General features: G+C 32.7%; 18 protein-coding genes, 2 pseudogenes and 1 riboswitch. Of the genes and pseudogenes, 14 read left to right on the forward strand and 6 right to left on the reverse strand.

Annotated features, from left to right (window positions below; translation table 11 throughout):
- Nucleotides 1–211 precede the first annotated feature (211 nt).
- From NST14_RS13200 to NST14_RS13210, 3 genes are all read left to right on the forward strand, one after another.
- Nucleotides 212–982, forward strand: coding sequence for an ABC transporter ATP-binding protein (locus NST14_RS13200; protein WP_000511813.1), 771 nt, complete (start codon nt 212–214; stop codon nt 980–982).
- Nucleotides 957–2,882, forward strand: a complete 1,926-nt coding sequence (locus NST14_RS13205; RefSeq protein WP_000144167.1) for an ABC transporter permease — start codon at nt 957–959, stop codon at nt 2,880–2,882. Before NST14_RS13200 ends, NST14_RS13205 begins: the two co-directional genes overlap by 26 nt.
- Nucleotides 2,883–2,949: 67 nt before the next feature.
- Nucleotides 2,950–3,621: a lipoprotein BA_5634 family protein gene (locus tag NST14_RS13210; protein ID WP_002163634.1), complete on the forward strand. Its 672-nt coding sequence runs from the start codon at nt 2,950–2,952 to the stop codon at nt 3,619–3,621.
- Nucleotides 3,622–3,697: 76 nt separating this feature from the next.
- Here NST14_RS13210 and NST14_RS13215 read toward each other — a convergent pair whose 3' ends face one another.
- On the reverse strand, nt 3,698–4,039 hold the full coding sequence (locus tag NST14_RS13215; protein WP_001165503.1) for a DUF3914 domain-containing protein: 342 nt from the start codon (nt 4,037–4,039) through the stop codon (nt 3,698–3,700).
- Nucleotides 4,040–4,293: 254 nt separating this feature from the next.
- On the opposite strand from NST14_RS13215, the gene NST14_RS13220 reads away from it, so the two are divergent.
- The 7 genes and pseudogenes from NST14_RS13220 to NST14_RS13250 all read left to right on the forward strand — a co-directional run bounded on the left by NST14_RS13220 (nt 4,294) and on the right by NST14_RS13250 (nt 11,289).
- Nucleotides 4,294–5,535: an esterase/lipase family protein gene (locus NST14_RS13220; protein ID WP_000517043.1), complete on the forward strand. Its 1,242-nt coding sequence runs from the start codon at nt 4,294–4,296 to the stop codon at nt 5,533–5,535.
- A gap of 87 nt (nt 5,536–5,622) precedes the next feature.
- Nucleotides 5,623–6,666 (forward strand): homoserine dehydrogenase, encoded by a 1,044-nt coding sequence (locus NST14_RS13225; protein WP_000695906.1) that lies wholly within the window; start codon nt 5,623–5,625, stop codon nt 6,664–6,666.
- Between the two features lie 121 nt (nt 6,667–6,787).
- Nucleotides 6,788–8,221, forward strand: coding sequence for a MocR-like pyridoxine biosynthesis transcription factor PdxR (gene pdxR, locus NST14_RS13230; RefSeq protein WP_000471615.1), 1,434 nt, complete (start codon nt 6,788–6,790; stop codon nt 8,219–8,221).
- A 171-nt stretch (nt 8,222–8,392) separates the two neighbouring features.
- Entirely contained in the window at nt 8,393–9,307 is a 915-nt protein-coding gene (ddlB, locus tag NST14_RS13235; protein ID WP_001219732.1) for a D-alanine--D-alanine ligase, read from the forward strand.
- A 74-nt stretch (nt 9,308–9,381) separates the two neighbouring features.
- Nucleotides 9,382–9,487, forward strand: a riboswitch (TPP riboswitch).
- Nucleotides 9,488–9,610: 123 nt separating this feature from the next.
- Nucleotides 9,611–10,300 (forward strand): thiaminase II, encoded by a 690-nt coding sequence (tenA, locus tag NST14_RS13240; protein ID WP_000144503.1) that lies wholly within the window; start codon nt 9,611–9,613, stop codon nt 10,298–10,300.
- Nucleotides 10,301–10,512: 212 nt separating this feature from the next.
- Nucleotides 10,513–10,683: pseudogene (locus NST14_RS13245) on the forward strand (helix-turn-helix domain-containing protein); the annotation flags it as partial.
- Between the two features lie 414 nt (nt 10,684–11,097).
- Entirely contained in the window at nt 11,098–11,289 is a 192-nt protein-coding gene (locus NST14_RS13250; protein WP_086719986.1) for a hypothetical protein, read from the forward strand.
- A 46-nt stretch (nt 11,290–11,335) separates the two neighbouring features.
- Here NST14_RS13250 and NST14_RS13255 read toward each other — a convergent pair whose 3' ends face one another.
- A complete protein-coding gene (locus tag NST14_RS13255) occupies nt 11,336–11,827 on the reverse strand; it encodes an arsinothricin resistance N-acetyltransferase ArsN1 family A (RefSeq protein WP_176359724.1) in 492 nt (163 codons plus the stop codon).
- 103 nt (nt 11,828–11,930) lie between these two features.
- Between NST14_RS13255 and NST14_RS13260 the strand changes: the two genes are divergently transcribed.
- The 3 genes from NST14_RS13260 (at nt 11,931) to NST14_RS13270 (ending at nt 13,464) form a co-directional block, all read left to right on the forward strand.
- On the forward strand, nt 11,931–12,377 hold the full coding sequence (locus NST14_RS13260) for a MarR family winged helix-turn-helix transcriptional regulator (protein ID WP_086719989.1): 447 nt from the start codon (nt 11,931–11,933) through the stop codon (nt 12,375–12,377).
- A gap of 70 nt (nt 12,378–12,447) precedes the next feature.
- Nucleotides 12,448–13,314 (forward strand): permease, encoded by an 867-nt coding sequence (locus NST14_RS13265; RefSeq protein ID WP_086719991.1) that lies wholly within the window; start codon nt 12,448–12,450, stop codon nt 13,312–13,314.
- An 18-nt stretch (nt 13,315–13,332) separates the two neighbouring features.
- Nucleotides 13,333–13,464, forward strand: a complete 132-nt coding sequence (locus tag NST14_RS13270) for a hypothetical protein (protein WP_088883293.1) — start codon at nt 13,333–13,335, stop codon at nt 13,462–13,464.
- Nucleotides 13,465–13,547: 83 nt separating this feature from the next.
- Here NST14_RS13270 and NST14_RS13275 read toward each other — a convergent pair whose 3' ends face one another.
- Complete coding sequence (locus tag NST14_RS13275; protein ID WP_086719993.1) at nt 13,548–14,000, reverse strand: DUF4362 domain-containing protein; 453 nt, start codon at nt 13,998–14,000, stop codon at nt 13,548–13,550.
- A gap of 180 nt (nt 14,001–14,180) precedes the next feature.
- Here NST14_RS13275 and NST14_RS13280 point away from each other — a divergent pair.
- Nucleotides 14,181–14,362, forward strand: a pseudogene (locus NST14_RS13280) (arsenic resistance protein); the annotation flags it as partial.
- Nucleotides 14,363–14,459: 97 nt separating this feature from the next.
- Here the strand turns inward: NST14_RS13280 and NST14_RS13285 are convergent.
- From NST14_RS13285 to NST14_RS13295, 3 genes are read right to left on the reverse strand one after another with little or no spacing between them, the layout of a single operon-like run.
- Nucleotides 14,460–15,149: a hypothetical protein gene (locus tag NST14_RS13285; protein ID WP_086719995.1), complete on the reverse strand. Its 690-nt coding sequence runs from the start codon at nt 15,147–15,149 to the stop codon at nt 14,460–14,462.
- Nucleotides 15,142–16,818, reverse strand: coding sequence for a site-specific integrase (locus NST14_RS13290; protein WP_229142864.1), 1,677 nt, complete (start codon nt 16,816–16,818; stop codon nt 15,142–15,144). The genes NST14_RS13285 and NST14_RS13290 overlap by 8 nt, the downstream gene beginning before the upstream one ends.
- Nucleotides 16,819–16,834: 16 nt before the next feature.
- A complete protein-coding gene (locus NST14_RS13295; RefSeq protein WP_086719999.1) occupies nt 16,835–19,573 on the reverse strand; it encodes a MerR family transcriptional regulator in 2,739 nt (912 codons plus the stop codon).
- Nucleotides 19,574–19,577 lie beyond the last annotated feature (4 nt).

The following is a 19,577-nucleotide window of genomic DNA, read 5'->3' on the forward strand; positions in this document are numbered from 1 at the left end:
TCGTATAATAAAGATAGGAGATTGTATTTCCTACCACTATACAATTATTATAAGATAGTTATGCGTTAATTTTAATTTGTAAATAATGTTATTATCAGTTTTTTTAGAAATCTTACAAGCGTGTAAGATAAATGAAAGAAGAATCAATATGAACTGTAAGACAATTCATTTACACTCTGTTATGAGACGTGCAAATGAAGGGAGAATAGAAATGGGAATTTTACATGCGAAAAATATTAGTAAAGTATATAAAGGGAAAATACCTTTTAAAGCATTAGTAGATATTGATTTATCAATTCAAGAAGGTGAATTTATAGGGATCATGGGGCCATCTGGTAGCGGGAAAACAACGTTATTAAATATGGTATCTACTATTGACTCTCCAACATCGGGAGAAATAGTAATAAATGGTACGAATCCTTTCCAGTTATCATCTGAAGATTTGGCTTTATTCCGTAGAAAACAATTAGGATTTGTATTCCAATCATTTAATTTACTTAGTACGCTTACAGTGAAGGAAAATATCGTATTGCCGATGACATTAGATGGTGTTTCTGTGCAAGAAATGAACAAACGAGTAGAAGAAATTGCAGAGAAATTAAATATTACAGATATCTTGAATAAAAGAACGTTTGAAATTTCAGGGGGACAAGCTCAAAGAACAGCAATTGCTCGTGCAATTGTTCATAAGCCGCAATTATTACTTGCTGATGAACCGACCGGGAATTTAGATTCTAAATCTTCAAATGATGTAATGGAGATGCTGGATACGCTTAATAAGGAAGAAAAGGCAACGATGATGTTAGTTACACATGATCCGTATGCAGCTAGTTTTTGCAGCCGAGTAATCTTCATAAAAGATGGTCAACTGTATAACGAAATTTATCGTGGTGAAAGTCGGCAAACTTTTTATCAAAAGATTATGGATGTCCTTTCTTTGTTAGGAGGGAAAAGGCATGACTTTTCGTCAGTTCGCATTTAATAATATTTTTCGGAATAAGCGTACATATGCTGCTCATTTTTTAAGTAGTGCATTTTCTATTATGATTTTCTTTACATATGCCCTTTTATTATTTCATCCTGATTTACAAGGGGAATTAAAATCAACAAGTGCAACAATAAGTGCATATGGTACGATGGGATTTACAATTTCGCAAGGTTTGATTTTTGTATTTTCATTTTTCTTTATCCTATATTCAGTTAGTTCATTTTTAAAAACTCGTAAGAAAGAATTTGGCATATTAATGATGCAAGGTATGTCAATGAGACAATTTAAGAAATTATTATTAATTGAAAATATGTTGATTGGATTTGGTTCAATTTGTATAGGGATTTTCATTGGACTCATATTTTCTAAACTAGTCTTATTGATAAGCGCAAGTGTATTAATGATTAATAATGGTTTGCCTTTTTATACACCAGTGAAAGCTGTATTATTAACGATTATCACTTTTCTTTTCTTATTTTTCATTGTTTCACTATTTACATTTAAAATGGTAAAAATAACGGAACTTGTGGAACTTATTCGAGCAGAGGAAAAACCAAAACCTGAACCGAAATCTTCAATTTTATTATCACTACTTTCTTTAATTAGTATAGGATATGGATATTTCTTAGTATTTCGTTTCATTTCAAGTTCCAGTTTTACTACGCTCGGAATGGGTGTCCTACTAGTAATTATAGGAACGTACTTTTTATATACACAGTGTAGCGTGTATATATTACATCTTGCTAAAAGGAGAGAATCTTTCTTTTTAAAGAGAACAAATATATTAACGATTTCTGAATTAATTTACCGTATGAAAGATAATGCAACAATGTTTTTTATAGTTTCTATTGTTTCAGCAGTTGCATTTACAGCGATTGGTACAACAGCTGCAATTGGAAGTAAAGATTTAGTAAGGATGACAAATCCGTATACATTTTTATATGAGGATTTTGAAAACAATAAAGCATTAAATAAAAATCTTTCTATTATAAAAAAACATCTTGCTGATGCTAATATTCCATATCGAATGGCTTCAGCTTCATATATATACACAGAAAGTAATGTAATTGTAATGAAGTTAAGCGAATATAACGATCTTGCTAAAGCACTTGGATATCAACAAGAAACAATTGAAAATGAAGGTGAAACTTTATTAATTCCTGGAGTCGTATCACAAAAACACGAATTTAAAAATGGCGACTATAAAAAAAGTATAGAAGTCATTCAAGGTGAATGGACAAAGACATTTCAAGTGGAAAAAGCTGTAGAAAATTTAGTTTTACCACATGATACTAGAAAAATATATATCGCTGTTCAGGATCAAGTATATGATGAAATACCTATTACTAGTGATCCAAATAATATTCATATTCCATATCGTACTTACGGATTTGTTGTAGACGATTGGATAAAAACGAAGAGAATTTCAAACGAATTAATTAGTACATTCGCGAAAGAAGAAGGTAGTTTTCAATTTCGAGCTTTAACTCTAGATTTGTTAAGTGCGAAGCAAACGAATGGACTATTACTTATGGCAAGTGTTTTAGTCGGAATCGTCTTCTTTACATTCGCTGCTAGTTTTATCTATTTCCGATTATATACGGATTTGGATCGTGATCAACAGCAATATAAAATGATTTCGAAAATGGGATTAGGTAAACGCGAGCTAAAGAAAGTTGTAACGAGACAGTTATTATTAATGTTCTTCTTACCGATTATCATTGCAGTGATACATACCGTAGTCGCTTATATGGCATTACAACAATTACTCGATTTTTCTATTATGAATAGTTCTATCGTAATTTTAATTTCATTTATTTGTATACAAGTTTTATATTTCTTTATAACCCGTTGGCGTTACCTGCAAAAGCTTTATAAGGTTATGGAACAATAGAGTTTATTAGCTTGTAAGACTATATGAAAGTATGTGAAAAATCAACTGTATGATGAAAGGAAACGCGATGAAAAGAACTCTAACTATTTTTATGTTAACGATACTACTATTAATAAGTTTTAGTGCATGTTCTAAAAAGGAGAATCTATTTCCTGCAAACGGTATATTAATCATTGGAGATGAAAATAAAATTTCACCAATTATTAATCGTTATCAGGAAATTACGAAAGAAAATGAAGTATTTTCTGTAAAAAAAGGTAAAGTTGGAAACGGACAGGTATTAATTTTAAATGAGTCTACAGCACAAGCATTGATTAAAGCTAAAGTTTTTCGTGAACGAGACAATGGCTCTAATTATATACCTGTAAATACGTTACCGAAATTCCCAAAAGAGGGTTCGCTACTGTTTGCGCAAGACGACGAAAAGACTTTGAAAAGTATTAAACTAGAAGGGAAAGAGATTCCTGTCATATACAATAGTGACGCTTGGATAGGTAACAAGCGTATTTATCCAACACAATGGTATGTGATTGTAGCAAAAAATAGCGTATATAAGGAAATAAAAGCAAATGAAACAAAAATGCATCTTCTTCAATTTAAAAAATCTATAGGTGACGAAAAACCTAAAATGTCGACAGATAATACAATGATTAATGAAAATGTCAAAGTAAAAAAGCTAATTAAAGGTTTGGAAGGAGAAGTATCTTTTCAGTTTGTAACGATTGGAGAAAAATCTTAAAAAAGAGTTCGAGCTTGATAGAAACTTTATCAAGCTTGAACTCTTTTTAGTTTATAGACTATTTATATAAAAAAGATTACATTACTTCATTTAATCGAGTCTCGTTTGTTTCCTCAATCGCATTAGTATTTTGAGTCGAATTATTTTGAGCTTCTTTTTCTTTACGAACTTTTTGTAGCATTTCAAGGATGATCCATAAAGGAACACCTTTATCTTTTAGCATCTTCCATAAATCTAATTCATTAAATTTATGCTCTGGCTGTTTCATTTCTTTTTCGGATGAACGAATATCGAACTTGATGGGATCATTTACTTTCTTACTTTCAAGTTTAGTAGAAGAGATAGTATTATGCTCAAGATTAGATGGAGTTATTTTAGTAGGTTGAGACAATGTATGAATATTTGATCCGATTTGCATGATTTTTCCTCCTTTTGAAGCAATGAGATTAGTTTTCTTATGGTTTTTAAATCTTTTTAACATGAGGAAACTATATCTAATTATAAATTCAAATAAACAGATTTACAAGATGTATTGTAAAAAGTAAATATTTATCAACATTTGTATATGTTTTCTATATATACAACGTATATAAAATACTTTACATTATGTTTAAGTTATTAAAGCATGCTGTAAATTTAAAAAATGTAAACGTTTTATTAGGGGGAGGAAGTATGGGGAAGTTATTTTTAAAAATATGTTTTTTTGCATTGATGACTGTATGTTCATTCGCCACGAAAGTAATATACGCTGAAGAGAGTCAACAAAATAATTATCCGATCATTTTAGTAAACGGATTTGCCGGATGGGGTAGAGAGGAAATGCTAGGGGTTAAATATTGGGGTGGTGTTCATGATATACAGGAAGATTTGAAACGCAATGGTTATACAGTTCATACCGCAGCCGTTGGGCCAGTTTCTAGTAATTGGGATCGTGCATGTGAATTATATGCCCAAATTAACGGTGGAACAGTAGACTACGGTGCCGCACACGCTGAGAAACATGGACATAATCGTTTTGGAAGAACTTATAATGGTTTCACGCAGAGTTGGAGTGAAACAAATAAAGTACATTTAGTTGGACATAGCATGGGTGGACAAACAATTAGAACATTGGTACAGATATTAAAAGAAGGCAGTTATGAAGAAAAAAATTATGTAAAAAATCACCCAAACACCAAAATATCACCACTATTTGAGGGCGAGAAATCATATGTTCATAGTGTTACAACATTAGCAACTCCTCACAACGGTACAACACTTGCGGATGGTAGTCTTCTACTACCGTTCGTTAAAGATTTACTCATTACAGCTGCAAGTTTTGGAGGAAACGATAATTTATCACTATATGATTTTAAATTGGATCAATGGGGGTTAAAGAAGAATGCTGGAGAGTCCTCTTTACAATATACTGATCGTATTCTAAATAGTTCAATTTGGAAAAATACAAAAGATATAAGTCAATGGGATTTAAGTACAGATGGTGCAAAGGAGTTAAATAATTGGGTAAAGACGCAACCAAATGTGTATTACTTATCCTATAGTGGACATGCATCACAAGCAGCACCTATAACAGGTTTACATTTGCCTCATATAACAATGAATAAGGTGTTAATGGGGAATGCATTTTTCTTAGGTTCCTATGCAAGGTATGAAGAAAATCGTCCATTAATTGATACTACTTGGTGGCAAAATGATGGTGTAGTAAATACAAATTCTATGATTGCACCATCATCTCATGCTACTGTAAATAATAACGAGTCATTACAGATTGGGAAATGGAATCATATCGAAACGAAAGCAAATTGGGACCATCTCGACATGGTAGGATTAAGTGTTTCGGACACGTTAGGTTTTTCTAGCATTCAAGAGTTTTATAGAGCAATTGCTGAAAAGTTATCACGTTTACCGAAATAGATAGTAATAAAGCGCTCTCGATGGAATTCGAGGGCGCTTTATATTATATTGAAAGAGGGCTTTGGTAGAAAAATATGGGGGGATATTATGAAAATTAAAGTTGTACTATCAGGATATGGAACAGTAGGAAAAGAGTTTATAAAATTATTAAACGAAAAATATTTATATATAAATGAAACGTATGGAATAGATTTAGTGGTAAGCGGTGTATTAGGCAGAAATGTTGCAATACATAATGAAGATGGAGTATCTATTCATCATTTATTAAGATATGGTGGCGGTAGCTGTGCAATTGAAAAGTATATAGAATATCATCCGAAGGAACGTGCAACAGATAACATAAGTGGTACAGTGCTGGTAGAATCAACAGTTACAAACCTTAAAGATGGAAATCCAGGGAAACAATATATAAAACAAGCGATTGAGAAACAAATGGATATAGTAGCAATTTCAAAAGGTGCGCTTGTTACAAACTGGAGAGAAATAAATGAAGCAGCAAAAATTGCGAATGTACGAATTCGATATAGTGGTGCAACTGCGGCCGCATTACCTACACTTGATATTGGTCAATTTAGTTTAGCTGGTTGCCATATTGAAAAAATAGAAGGAATATTAAACGGGACAACAAATTATATTCTGACGAAAATGAATGAGGAAAATATTACGTTTGAAGAAGCACTGAAAGAAGCGCAACGTAAAGGAATTGCTGAAACGAACCCAATATTAGATGTAAGTGGTTCTGATAGTGCGTGTAAATTGTTACTTTTGACAAACAGTTTAATGGGAACAGAGCATATGCTTACAGATATACATATAAAAGGAATTGAACATGTTACAAAACAACAAATTCGAAATGCTAAGGAACAAAATAAATTTATTAAATTAATTGCATCAGCATATAAAGATGAGGATGGCAATGTAAATTTAAATGTTGAACCGTGCAAAATAGATAAAGATCATCCGCTAGCAAATGTAAATGGGACAGAAAAAGGGATTACGTTCTTTACAGATACGATGGGCCAAGTTACTACAATTGGTGGTGCATCAAATCCACGCGGAGCCGCAGCAGCAGCTTTAAAAGATATAATTAATTTATATCGTAAAGATTTGTCACGTATTAACGGGGAGTAAAGTTACTAATTGATTAAAGTTTCACTTTATAAAACCGTACCGCCCTTTATAAAAAATACATATGTAGTGGACCTTTTAAGAATGAAATAATTATGCAAAAATGATTGCAGGGGGTAAGGAATTGTTTAAAGATTTTAAAGTTGTGAAAGATCGTCCCGTTTATATTCAATTAAAAGATTATTTAAAGAAGATGATTATGAAAGGGCATTTGCTCGGGGATCAAAAAATTCCTTCAACAAGGGAACTAAGTGAATTACTTAGTGTAAGCAGAAACACTGTACTCGCTGCTTATGCAGATTTAGAGCAAGAAGGGCTCATTTATGCAGTTAAAGGAAAAGGGAATTTTGTTGCGAAGGTTGATATATCGAACACTTCGTCTGTTGAAATAGATTGGAAAAATAAACTTAATACAGTTACTTTATTAGCGGATGAATTAGATTTAATGAAACATGGTGTTCGTTGGGAAAAAGAAATGATTGTTTTTAACAGTATTGCTCCGGACGAAAAGCTATTTGATGTGGAAAATTTCAAAAGAGCTTTTCTTACTCGTATGTCCATTGAAGGTGATGTCGTATTAAATTACGGATACGCAAAAGGCTATAGACCGTTAATGAAATATCTACTTCATTATATGGAAATGAAAGGTGTAGATATTTCGAACAAAGATATTTTAATTACAAATGGATTTACTGAAGGGTTAGATATTGTTCTATCCTCGTTATCAAAGAAATCAGGTCGAGTTATTTGTGAGAATCCAACTCACCATGCTGCGCTGAAGCTATTCCGCTTACATGGCCTTGAAGTTCATGGTATTGATATGAATGAAGATGGTATTGATACGAATCAAGTTGAAAAAAGCTTGCGTGAAAAAGAGTTTGATTTTGCGTATTTAATTCCTTCCTATCATAATCCAACCGGCATTGTGACGAGTTCAGAGAAAAGAACGGAACTGATGAGATTATTTTCAAAATATAAGATTCCTATTATAGAAGATGGATTTAATGAAGAGTTACGTTATTCAGGTTCACATTTAGCACCATTATTAACTTTTGCTGGTGCTGGTAATAATGTGATTTATATTAGTAGCTTTTCAAAGGTACTTTTCCCTGGCTTGCGTGTAGGTTGGATCATTGCAGATAAAGAACTAATTCATTATTTAGAAAGTGTGAAAAGAGCAAGAACTATTCACACATCTACTTTAGATCAAGCTGTCCTATTTCAATATTTACATGAAGGATATTTTGAAAAATATTTAAAAAAGGCAAGGTCTGTTTATAAGAAAAAATATGAGTTAGCTGTTGGGGCGTGTAACGAGTACATTCCGTTTCAAAGAATGACCGGTGATGGTGGACTTCATTTATTTATAGAGTTAGAAGAAAAAATTCATGCCCGCACACTTTTGCAAAAGTGTTATGAGCAAGGGGTTACTTTTTCTCCTGGAGATGTGTTTTATTCTGATGGAGGAGGAGCGAACACGTTTCGATTAGGATTTTCACGTTTGAAAGAAGAAGAAATAGTTCGGGGAATCAAAATAATCGGTGATACAATAAAGTGAAACTTTAATCAGTGGGGGGGTGTTCATTCCCCACTGATTATTAGCCCTCACCAATCGGGCTTTTACGGGCAGTTGATCCCCCACCTAACTGCATTGCTTCCGCTGAATTTTGAGGTGGGGGTCTTACTGCTCGTTAATGCGGGATAAAAAACGAAATTTGGAGTTGAGGAAATGAGAATTGGCGTTATTATGGGAGGAGTATCCTCTGAAAAACAAGTATCCATTATGACTGGAAATGAAATGATTGCAAATTTAGATAAAAATAAATATGAAATTGTCCCAATTACATTAAATGAAAAAATGGATTTAATCGAAAAAGCGAAAGACATTGATTTTGCGCTGCTCGCATTACACGGAAAATACGGAGAAGATGGAACTGTTCAAGGAACGCTTGAAAGTTTAGGTATTCCTTATAGCGGAAGTAATATGTTATCTAGTGGTATATGTATGGACAAAAACATGTCAAAAAAGATTTTACGTTATGAAGGAATAGAAACACCAGATTGGATTGAACTTACAAAAATGGAGGATCTAAATGTTGATGAATTAGATAAGTTAGGATTTCCATTAGTGGTAAAACCAAACTCTGGTGGTTCGAGTGTGGGGGTAAAGATTGTCTATGATAAAGACGAACTAATTTCAATGCTGGAAACTGTGTTCGAATGGGATTCTGAAGTAGTAATAGAAAAGTATATTAAAGGTGATGAGATTACATGTTCCATTTTTGATGGAAAACAGTTACCTATCATTTCAATTCGACATGCGGCTGAGTTCTTTGATTACAATGCGAAATATGATGATACTAGTACAATTGAAGAAGTTATTGAACTTCCAGCTGAACTTAAGGAACGTGTAAACAAAGCGTCACTGGCTTGCTATAAAGCATTAAAATGCAGCGTTTATGCAAGGGTGGATATGATGGTGAAGGATGGTATTCCATATGTAATGGAGATTAATACATTACCAGGGATGACGCAAGCGAGTTTACTACCAAAAAGTGCAGCTGCAGCGGGAATTGAATATAGTAAACTATTAGATATGATTATTGAAACTTCATTAAGAGTAAGAAAAGACGAAGGATTTTAAGTAGTGGTATCATGAATAACTTTTGACAGTTACATGAAGTATGTTATGATGAATACAATACGAAAATTAAATATTTTATCCACTAGGGGGGCCTATTATAGGCTGAGATCAAATTGGAATTTGAGACTCTTAGTACCTGATCTGGTTAATGCCAGCGTAGGGAAGTGGGAAAGACATTGCTGTTTCATGTATAAATACTGTCAATTTCACTTTCTTTACGCCTGTAAAGAAAGTTTTTTTGTTTTACAGATTTAATAATGGTGGGTAAATACTTAAATTTCATACATAATTGGAGGGATTTACATGACTTTTTCACAATCATTACGTAAAGAAGTAGACTCAATTTGGGAAGCTAGTTTTCATCATCCTTTTGTAAAAAAACTTGGTGAAGGAACGTTAAATTTAGCTAGTTTTCGCTATTATGTGCTTCAAGATTCGTATTATTTAAGTCACTTTGCTAGAGTACAAACTTTAGGAGCTGCAAAAGCACTAGAATTAGAAACGACAGCTCGTATGGCACACCATGCTCAAAATACATATGAAGCGGAATTATCTTTACATGAGAATTTTGCGAAGAAATTAGGGATAACACAAGAAGAAAAAGATAATTTTATCCCTGCTCCAACTGCATATGCGTACACTTCACATATGTATCGTGCTGCGTATGAAGGACATTTAGGCGATATTATTGCAGCAATTTTACCTTGCTATTGGTTGTATTATGAAATTGGTGAGCGTTTAAAAGAGTGTAAGCCAGAAGAGCCGATTTATAACGAATGGATTTCTGCTTATGGATCTGATTGGTTCCGAACATTAGTTGAAGAGCAAATTACAAGGTTAGATACTATCGCTGAACAAGTAACAGAGGCAGACCGTAAACGAATGAAACAACATTTTATTATTAGCAGTCAATATGAATATTCATTTTGGGAAATGGCTTATACTTTAGAAAAGTGGCCGATAAGTACAGAAGAGAAAAACGTAATAGGGTAAAGAGAAGAGGTATTGCTATTTACAGGTATGAATCATACTTATGTATATGATTTAACAAAAGAAGTATCGTAAAAAGACGCATCAATCTAAGTGCGTCTTTTTTTAATTTGACGAATTGTATTATTAAGTGCGACACCTAAAAAAACAAAAAACTCACCTCGCTTCGTGTAAAGTAGAAGTTACCACCCCACTTACTTACACGGAGGACGAGTATGGGCTATTCCCATGTTACTACGTTTGAATGTGGATAACTAGAAGCACTTCATAAATTAGGTCATTCAACGAGAGAAATTGGTGCCATTCTGAAGCGACATCACTCCTCTATTGCACGAGAATTAAAAAGAAACGTACAGAAAGATGGTACGTACCGCAGTGAAACAGCATTTTATTATTAGCAGCCAATATGAATATTCATTTTGGGAAATGACTTATACATTAGAGCAGTGGTCAGTGAATAAAGAAGCGAAAAAGGTAATGAAACATTATAGGTACGTTTTTTCTTGGTCACTTTTAATTTCCCCTTGTGCCTCATAGGTTATTTACATTTCGCCCAACACCTATTGGTCGAAATGAATTATTAACGCCTTCTAAAACCTCTATTTTCAACTCACTTTTAAGTACAAATACACATATACTATTATTGGACTGGGCATCCTGTATTTTGTTAGGATACTCTTTATTGGTAACACATATAATGTGTACTGTGGAGGTCCTGCATTAACACTGGGACACTTTTTACTGGTAACGCATATACTGTTACTGGGTTGGTCGTCCTGCATGACTAGGAGGGACTTTTTATGTCTCTTAATGAAGAGGACAATTTTCTAGAAGAAGACGAGGATGAAGGAATTGAATTAAAAACAATCCCCATTTCAGAGTATGTAAAACTACGACGCGAACAACGAAAACAAGAACAACAAGTATTTGAAGACAAACTAAAAGTCCTCAAAGAAAAAACAGCTAGATTAAAAAAAGAACTAGGATACTAATATTAAAATGCCTCCGAATAATTTAATTCGAAGGCATTTTTTCTTTTTATAAATCAATATTTTTTTCCATTGCCATAACATCAACAAATTCTCCGTCTAACTTACCTTGATTTTCAAAAACACCTACTTCACGATAACCCATAGAACGATATAAACTTTGACCTAATGCATTAAAAGGAAATGTAAACAAAACAATTTTATAAAATGTATTTTGTACAGCAACCTCTTCAATCTTTTGTAATAGCCGTTTTCCTATCCCTTTTCCTCGTTGCTCTCGGTCAATGTAAATAGATAAATCAGCAACACCGTTATACGCACAACGGTGAGAATAGGGGTTTAAAGACACCCACCCTACAATTTCTCCTTTCATTTCCGCCACTAATACGGCATATCGTTCTCCACGATTTACAAACCACTCTTCCATATCATGAATAGTCTTCTCATTTTCTTCTAATGTAGCAATTCGATCTTTTATTCCTTGGTTATAAATGCGTGTGATTGCTTCAATATCAGTACTTTGACACTTCCTTATCTCCATATTCATACCCCTTTTTCAAATTTATAAGAAAATTATAAAGGAAAATAGTTGCATTTTGCAAATATTATTGTATAGTATAAATATAGCAAAGGAGGAATTCGTAATGAATGATGCAAGAGAACTATTTCAAGTATTCGCAAGACGTTTTGGTTTTTTAAATAAAAACTGTTGTAGTATTGGCGGGGTAGAGATTTCACTTGTTCAAAGCCACATCTTATATGAAATTAGCAAACGTGATCAACCCTCTATGCAAACCGTATCAGAAACTCTAGGCATGGATATTACAACATTTAGCAGACAAATCCAAACACTTGTGAAAGAGAAATTTGTTACAAAAACGCCTTCTTCACAAGACCGAAGAATTCATACTTTATCCCTAACCACAGAAGGAACATTTGCTGTTGCTACAATCAATGAACAAATGAATCAATATTTAAATGAAGTGTTCTCAAAAATGAGTCCATTTGAAAAAGATATGATATTAAATTCTATTCAGTTGTTAAACAACGCAATGCAAGATACTGATGTTTGCTGTAAGCCACTTGCTTGAGCAAAGTATTTTGCTCTTTATTTTAAACTAATACTTGCAAAATGCAACTATTTTAAAAGGGGGAATTAACATGTGGGAAACCATTCTTCGCGATTTCTTTTCTATCGCACTTGAACTAACTCTCTTATTTGTTGGTATTTCATTCTTTATTCAAGTCATTCAAAGCTTTTTGCCATACGACAAGCTAGACGTATTGCTCTCTAAATCAAACTTTCTATACAGTTCTTTCATTGCTATCGTATTTGCTTTTATTACACCATTTTGTTCTTGTTCAACGATTCCAATTGTTGTGAACTTATTAAACAAAAAAATTCGATTTGGAACAGTTATGGTATTTCTGTTTTCTTCACCAGTCCTTGATCCAACGATATTAACACTTATGACTGCAACGCTAGGTGTAAAAGTGACGCTTACATATACGGTCATTACATCCCTATTATCCATTATCATTGGCTACACACTTGAAAAATTAGGATTCGAAAAAGAAGTCAAACAGGTAATTATGAGTGGATATGAAGAAAAAACGCAATCATTTAGCTTAAAAAATGCTTTTGTTGAAGTGTTTCAATTAATGAAGACAGTATATCCTTACCTAATCTTTGGTGCACTAATTGGAGCTGTTATTCACGGAGCTGTACCTACTGAATGGATTACAAACTATTTAGGAGGTGATAATTGGTGGCTTGTTCCGATTGCTGCTATTATTGGTATCCCATTATATATTCGTCTTTCTACGATGATTCCAATCTCGCAAATCATGATTGCAAAAGGAATGGCATTAGGTCCAGTTATGGCATTAATGATTAGTTCTGCGGGTGCAAGTTTACCAGAGATAACATTGCTAAACAGTATTTTCAAAAAGAAATTAGTCGTAGCATTTATTCTTTCAGTAATGAGTATGGCAACACTTTCAGGATTTTTATTTTATTTCATATAAAACAGAGGAGGAATTACCATGAGTATCTTTAAAAAACTATTTCAGAGCAAAGAAAAAGATTGTTGCAGTATTAAAATTGAGGAAGTAAAAGAAGAAAAGAATGATTCAACTTCTAACAACACTGATAATAAATCAGAGTGCTGTAAATAAAATAATAAATATATAGTAAGAAAAACATCTGCCTATGCGTCAGATGTTTTTCTATTGCGTAATATCATTTCTTATATCATTACTCAATCATGTTTTAATTTACTTTTTTCTACACGGAAAAGAAAGGAATCCTGCTGTTTTGCACAACCACTTACAAAGAAATCCACTTGACCTTGTTCATTTTCCTTCTTAATTATTTCTGTGCAAACATCTTTTTCTATACCTTTATCGTTTCCAGCATACGCATCGTTTGAATTGTCGTGAGTATATTTCAAGACTTTCCCATTAAATTGCAAATCTTGAAATATGGGGTCTCCTTCATGTGTATAGCTTGTCACTCGTATCGTATCTTCTTTTTTATTAGAGAGGTTTGTTAAGAACTGTTCAAATCTTGTTAAATTAGCAACTTTGCTTTGTTGATACACAATGTCACCTCTTTTTATTGCTTCCTTGGAACTATAGCTTTTATTATTTGAACAACCGAAGGCAGTAATAACAATCAAAAATAGAATCACAGCGAAGAACAATTTTTTCATTTTCTCCTCCAAACTGATTATTTAGGTTCATCCTCTTAACCTTTTGATATAATATATTCCAACATGCATCCTTCATTGATTTAATTCTAAAATATAATTACATTTCCCTTTAACCGTTTTAAATAATGATTTAATAACATTATCCTATTAAATGGGAACAAGTTATCCTGTTGCAACTTCTTATCATTCACAGTAGCAAGTAATAACTTTGAATTAGCTATCGCTGTTGCAGTCTGGTATTTGGCATTCATTCAAGTGCGGCTTTTACGGCAGTTATTGGTCCATTAGTAGAAGTCCCTGTATTAATTGTTCTTGTAAATGTAGCTCTAAAGTTCCAAAAAAATTCTCAAAATAAATACTAAAGCCTACTCATATAAGCGAGTAGGCTTCTTTCTATAATTAAATTCAGTTGTTTTAATATTATTAATAATTTAATTTGTTATTTTGTTACTTTTAATCCTATTTACGAAACTTGCTTGCAAACGAAGACTTTACTGGCTTCTTATCGATTGACAGAACCTTCGGCCCTTCTTGTACCTCTTCCTTCTCTTTAAACGTCTCTAAGAAAGCCGTAGGGTCCTTAAACGCCGTTTTCATGGCATAGTCCACCTTTTTATCCACTTCTTCGTTAGAATGTCCCATTAGCGTTCTATACAGTCTGTATACCACACCTTGTAGCTTGTCCTTACTTTCTTTTTCTTTCTTCAAATCTTCTTTTGCCTTGTCATGACTTTCTTGTAACTTAGATAAGTCTTTCTGTAATTTCTTCTCTCTATCTAGCGACTCATGAAATTGCTTTTCCATGAAGAGTAAATGCTTTAACAGATCATCTTTATCTTTATATCTTTTATTGACCAAATCAACTACGTTTGGCACTTTTACTTCTTTTCCGTTGGAAACAGTTACCGTTTCACTAAAAACCTCATTTGCTTTTTCTACTTCAATTCGACCGAGACGACCTTCTTTTCTCCAAAATGCATCAGAGGTAGAAGCTGATATGACTCCTTGTTCATGAAGTTCATTCGCATAACGGTGAATCTCTGAATAACTGATATTCCCCATACCTTGTATATTCTCTCTAAACATCAAGATTACTTTTCGTACTTCTTCCTCAGTTAATTTTGATTTACGGCCCACTCTTTTAGTCATGTGACATTCTCCCTCCGTCCATTTCTTCTAATTTAGAACTTAGTAATGCCATTTTGTATATATCGCTCTGGATAGCATTTGCTTTCGTTTTTATCTTCGTTAACATTTCTGGATTTCTTCTTGATAATTCGTCTTGTAGAAATTGTTTATTTAGGTTTTGTAAGGCTGCTGTCATTTCATTTACGTTGTTTCTCATTTCAAGTATTTCCTTTTGGATTGTGTCTTTCTTTTCCAAATACTCTTCTAGTTCAATTCCCCAATGAGAACAGAAATAACAACGTTTGGATTCACATTTTTGTTCTTCGTCTTTACAAAATCCTATGTTCATTTTTTGTTTATACGTTCCTTCGTTTCCATATACTTTCAGCTTTACTTCATCAGGAATAGTACCCGCTGACACTGTTGAGAGACTAGTGTTTTTTACTTTTTTCATTAGCTTAAACACTTCACAATCCACCCAGTACTCTTTATGGTTAGAGTAATGCAATTGTGTTTGAATTGTTTTGTGTCCTCCTAAACGTGCGATTTCCACAGGACTATACCCTTGCATCATCAATGACATAAAAGCCAAATGTCGTGTATCGTTAGGTCGAAGCTGATGTTCTGGTTCTACTTTAAAATCATATACTTGTTCTATTGTTCTATAAAAACTAGGAATTAACGTTTCTAGATTTTGTCTATTGAATTGACTTGTATTTTTTTGCATATACCCACGATTATCGTTTTCCACACTCATAATTGAACGAAATGAAATCAAAGTATCTGTTTTACCATATTGATTCGTTAAATCAATATAACGACTAATTAATTGATACATTTCTTCATCTATTAACACTTTATCCATAATTTGTACTCTCTTTGTATTCTGTTTCGTTCTCGGCAAGTGTAGATAATATTTATCTTTATCTACACTTAAACAATCTCGTTTTATCAAACAAAACTCCGAAGCACGCATTGGAATGATTGTTGTTAACCTCCACCATATTGCGAGTGGATATACCATAAGTAATTCCTTATCAAATTTTTCTTTATCGATAAAGCTTTCCATCAATGTTTCAAAATGTTTTTCCAAGTAATACGAAAAAGATAATACATACTGTGAAGGTGGCAATACTCTTATATTACTTTTTTGTCTAGGCATTTTATCTTTTAGTTCTACAAGAGCAGGAAGGTAATCATCTGCTATTTCTAAATCACTATAATCAAAAAAATTACACAACGTACTTACAATCTCTCGTCTATAATTATGGCTGTATCCCCCATATTCAAGATAATTCATAAGAGTTTCTACCTCGATTGCTTTGAAACCGTTGGTTACTTCGTAACCTTTCGTCAAATGAATCAAGCAATGAATTGCCATTGTTTTATGTCGATCAATAAGATTAATAATCCAGCACTTTATGATAGTTTTAAACTCTTGTGGCAATTTATGATTAAATTGTGCGGAATCAAAAGCATTAAATTTATAATGATTAGACATCTCACTATACAAAACCGTATTAACTACCCAATGATCGTCTTCAAATTCCCCTTGAAGCCAACGATTTTCTTCTACAAGTTTTTGTATAATTTCTTTAGCCTCAATAACACTTTGTTTTATATTAAATCCTTCATCAGAGAAAACATCTATATCAAGTTCTATTTCTTTTACTGTATCCGTTACGGACATACTAGTTCCCCCTACACTACGATAAATAAATTGGATTGTATGTTAGGTACGCTTCAAAATCTTCACCCGTTTTTGTTTGTACTTCCCCAATCAAATCTACTAATTCGTTATATTCTTCTTTTCCTCTTTCGAAGAAATGAAATACTTCCTCTTCCCCAAACTTTTGCATGGCACGTTCTACATGGTCTAAATCTTTATATAACACGTTCATAAGACGCGTTTTTTCACCGTCAAAGGTATTTGGGTCGAAATCTTTAACAAACTCCAAAATGGACGTTTTAAAACCTTCTACGAGAGAAGAGAGTGAATAAAAGTTTGGAATAGCGAATGGGCAATCCTTACAAGATTCCAAATGTGGTTTTTGACAGTTTGGAGAAACAAGACATTGGTAATTTTCTTCATTGCTCGTAAGAGCATTGACTTCCAAATCAAACATTAAATCTGTAACTTTATCTATACCCATGTTGAAAATTTGATCCGCTACTTTTTTTCTTTCGGTTAAAACCCTATTCATAAATCCAGACGTTGATTCGAGTTTATGAATGCCACCAAACGTTGTATTGATTGCTACTATTTCTTGTGTTCTTCTCTCTCTATCTTCGGTATACCCAAGTAAAATATCAGCCATTAAATCAGGAATGTAGCCAAAATTTTTGCGGTTAAACAAACTTTCACTTAATGCATCGAGTTCATTCTGTGGAATCACCAGATAGATGTTAGTAGTTTCAAAATTCTCATGTGCTCGTAATCTTTGAGCCATTTCTAAAGCTGCGCTACCTTTCCCTTTCTTTACAAGAACCATGTATATTAATACTAATACTGTGCGATTCATTTTTCGGTTTTGAAATTGAAATCCTTTGATTTCAAAATTATCAAAGAAAGCTTTGTGAGCCTTTTGACCGAACTTGTCATCAACTTGTATACCAAAATCTATGATTCTTGCATCAGTAGTATTTGCAGAAATGATAAGACTTGTCCGTTCTTTAGCAATAATCGAACAGATAATAACTGCTGTAGCAAATGGAATAACCAATTCCTCTGGACAATTGAAACGATTGGTTACCCCAGTTTTATTCACTATCAATTTTTTTCGTTTGATTTGGTTAATGATTGAATTTGCTTCTTCTTTTGTCAAATCTCTTACTTTTAATGTATCTAGAGAATTAATACCAACTGATTCGAAATCAACCATCGGTATGTCCATTATATCCCCATGTCGCCAGGCATTTCCCATATGTGCCAGTACATATAACCAAGCAGAAGCGTAATAAGTTATTCTTTTTTCATCATCGCCATTTATAATCTTTTCTGCATCAGAAATCGCTTTATGCTTATGTTCCTCTTTTTGGACATACTTGTATACTTTTATGTACTCGTCATACTCATATACTTCTTTTGTACGCTCCTCAGATTCATACTGACTAGGATTAATAACCTTATCTATATCAAATGTTTTTTTTCGTTCTTCTTTTTTCTTTGTATATACACTTAATTTCGCATGAAATTCTCTTAAAAAAGCATATAACCGCTCTTGTTTTACTACACCTATTGAATGGTTAAACAATTTTAAGTTGATTTCATTAGAAGTTAACGAATATAATTCTTTTTCTAGTGTCAAGTTTGATAAATATTCTGTGCAATCAACAAAATCTCTTATTAAACACCTCATAGATTTTCGACTTCTTGTAGCCAACATTAATTTTTCTTTACAGTGTGCATACCATTCTCGTTCAGTGTATTGACTATTGTTAGAAAATGAAATTTCTTTCAATGCTAACCACTTTTCAAATGCTCTTATTGGTGTTTCTTTTAAAAGTATTCTGTTTATTTGATCTTGCATATCAATTTTCTTTTTATATTCTTGCACTTCATCCACCGAGTAAACATATTTCCCTATCGTCCCAAAAACATGTCTCATAATGGCATTTGTTTTTATCGGTGTGAAAATTTCCGCATGTTTAACTTGCATATCAAATTTTTCTTTAATTTCTTTTGGAGAACAATACTTTTCTTTCATTTCTTCTACCTTTTCAGTAATCTTTTTTACATCTTCTTTCGAATAGTAAATTTTCATACTGTTCATTTTAATTGGTTCTATCCCTTCTTCCTTAGTAATAGACCGAAGTTCATGTCTACTCATCCCAAGAATGTCGAACGTTTCCTCTAATGTATAATAATCATCTAGGTTTGTATCATAAATCTCAAAGTATTTAGCGTCCTCTATACGATAGAACCATATATATTTAGTAAATCGTATTCTCTTAAAATTATTTTGTTTTTCTACAACATCAAATTGTTTAAAATTTATATTATATTTTTTTGCTAACTCTTCACTTTTTATATGAGTTTCGAAAAAGTAAAACAATTGCTTCTTATTCACATATAAAAAATATTTATTAAAACCCTTTTCATAGTACTTGTACTCAATTTTTGCAGAATCACAAAAAGCAATAAGTTCAGCTATTCTTTTTCGACCCCCAACACTCTTTCCTGTAAATGTTTCTTTTAAACCAAAACTCTGCATAGTTTCTTTTTCGTTTAAATAACCCTCTTCTATTTCTTCTATTTTCACTATCAAATTATTTAATTCATTTACATTTAAAAAGGTTGCGGAGTGTCCATTACTTGCTTTTCCTTCTTTTGCGGTTAAGTGTCCCTCTTCAACCCAACGCTTAAAACCATTATTATATGTTGAAATCTTTCTGTATTTTCCACATTCGATTACTTGTGATTTTATAATCCATTCTTGCCCCACCAGT

The organism is Bacillus sp. FSL W8-0519, assembly GCF_038005585.1.
Taxonomy (GTDB): Bacteria; Bacillota; Bacilli; order Bacillales; family Bacillaceae_G; genus Bacillus_A; species Bacillus_A paranthracis.

Coding starts and splice junctions, on each gene's coding strand:
- NST14_RS13200 (WP_000511813.1), top strand. CDS start 212: ATGGGAATTTTACATGCGAAAAATATTAGTAAAGTATATAAAGGGAAA.
- NST14_RS13205 (WP_000144167.1), top strand. CDS start 957: ATGACTTTTCGTCAGTTCGCATTTAATAATATTTTTCGGAATAAGCGT.
- NST14_RS13210 (WP_002163634.1), top strand. CDS start 2,950: ATGAAAAGAACTCTAACTATTTTTATGTTAACGATACTACTATTAATA.
- NST14_RS13215 (WP_001165503.1), bottom strand. CDS start 4,039: ATGCAAATCGGATCAAATATTCATACATTGTCTCAACCTACTAAAATA.
- NST14_RS13220 (WP_000517043.1), top strand. CDS start 4,294: ATGGGGAAGTTATTTTTAAAAATATGTTTTTTTGCATTGATGACTGTA.
- NST14_RS13225 (WP_000695906.1), top strand. CDS start 5,623: ATGAAAATTAAAGTTGTACTATCAGGATATGGAACAGTAGGAAAAGAG.
- ddlB (WP_001219732.1), top strand. CDS start 8,393: ATGAGAATTGGCGTTATTATGGGAGGAGTATCCTCTGAAAAACAAGTA.
- tenA (WP_000144503.1), top strand. CDS start 9,611: ATGACTTTTTCACAATCATTACGTAAAGAAGTAGACTCAATTTGGGAA.
- NST14_RS13250 (WP_086719986.1), top strand. CDS start 11,098: ATGTCTCTTAATGAAGAGGACAATTTTCTAGAAGAAGACGAGGATGAA.
- NST14_RS13255 (WP_176359724.1), bottom strand. CDS start 11,827: ATGGAGATAAGGAAGTGTCAAAGTACTGATATTGAAGCAATCACACGC.
- NST14_RS13260 (WP_086719989.1), top strand. CDS start 11,931: ATGAATGATGCAAGAGAACTATTTCAAGTATTCGCAAGACGTTTTGGT.
- NST14_RS13265 (WP_086719991.1), top strand. CDS start 12,448: ATGTGGGAAACCATTCTTCGCGATTTCTTTTCTATCGCACTTGAACTA.
- NST14_RS13270 (WP_088883293.1), top strand. CDS start 13,333: ATGAGTATCTTTAAAAAACTATTTCAGAGCAAAGAAAAAGATTGTTGC.
- NST14_RS13275 (WP_086719993.1), bottom strand. CDS start 14,000: ATGAAAAAATTGTTCTTCGCTGTGATTCTATTTTTGATTGTTATTACT.
- NST14_RS13285 (WP_086719995.1), bottom strand. CDS start 15,149: ATGACTAAAAGAGTGGGCCGTAAATCAAAATTAACTGAGGAAGAAGTA.
- NST14_RS13290 (WP_229142864.1), bottom strand. CDS start 16,818: ATGTCCGTAACGGATACAGTAAAAGAAATAGAACTTGATATAGATGTT.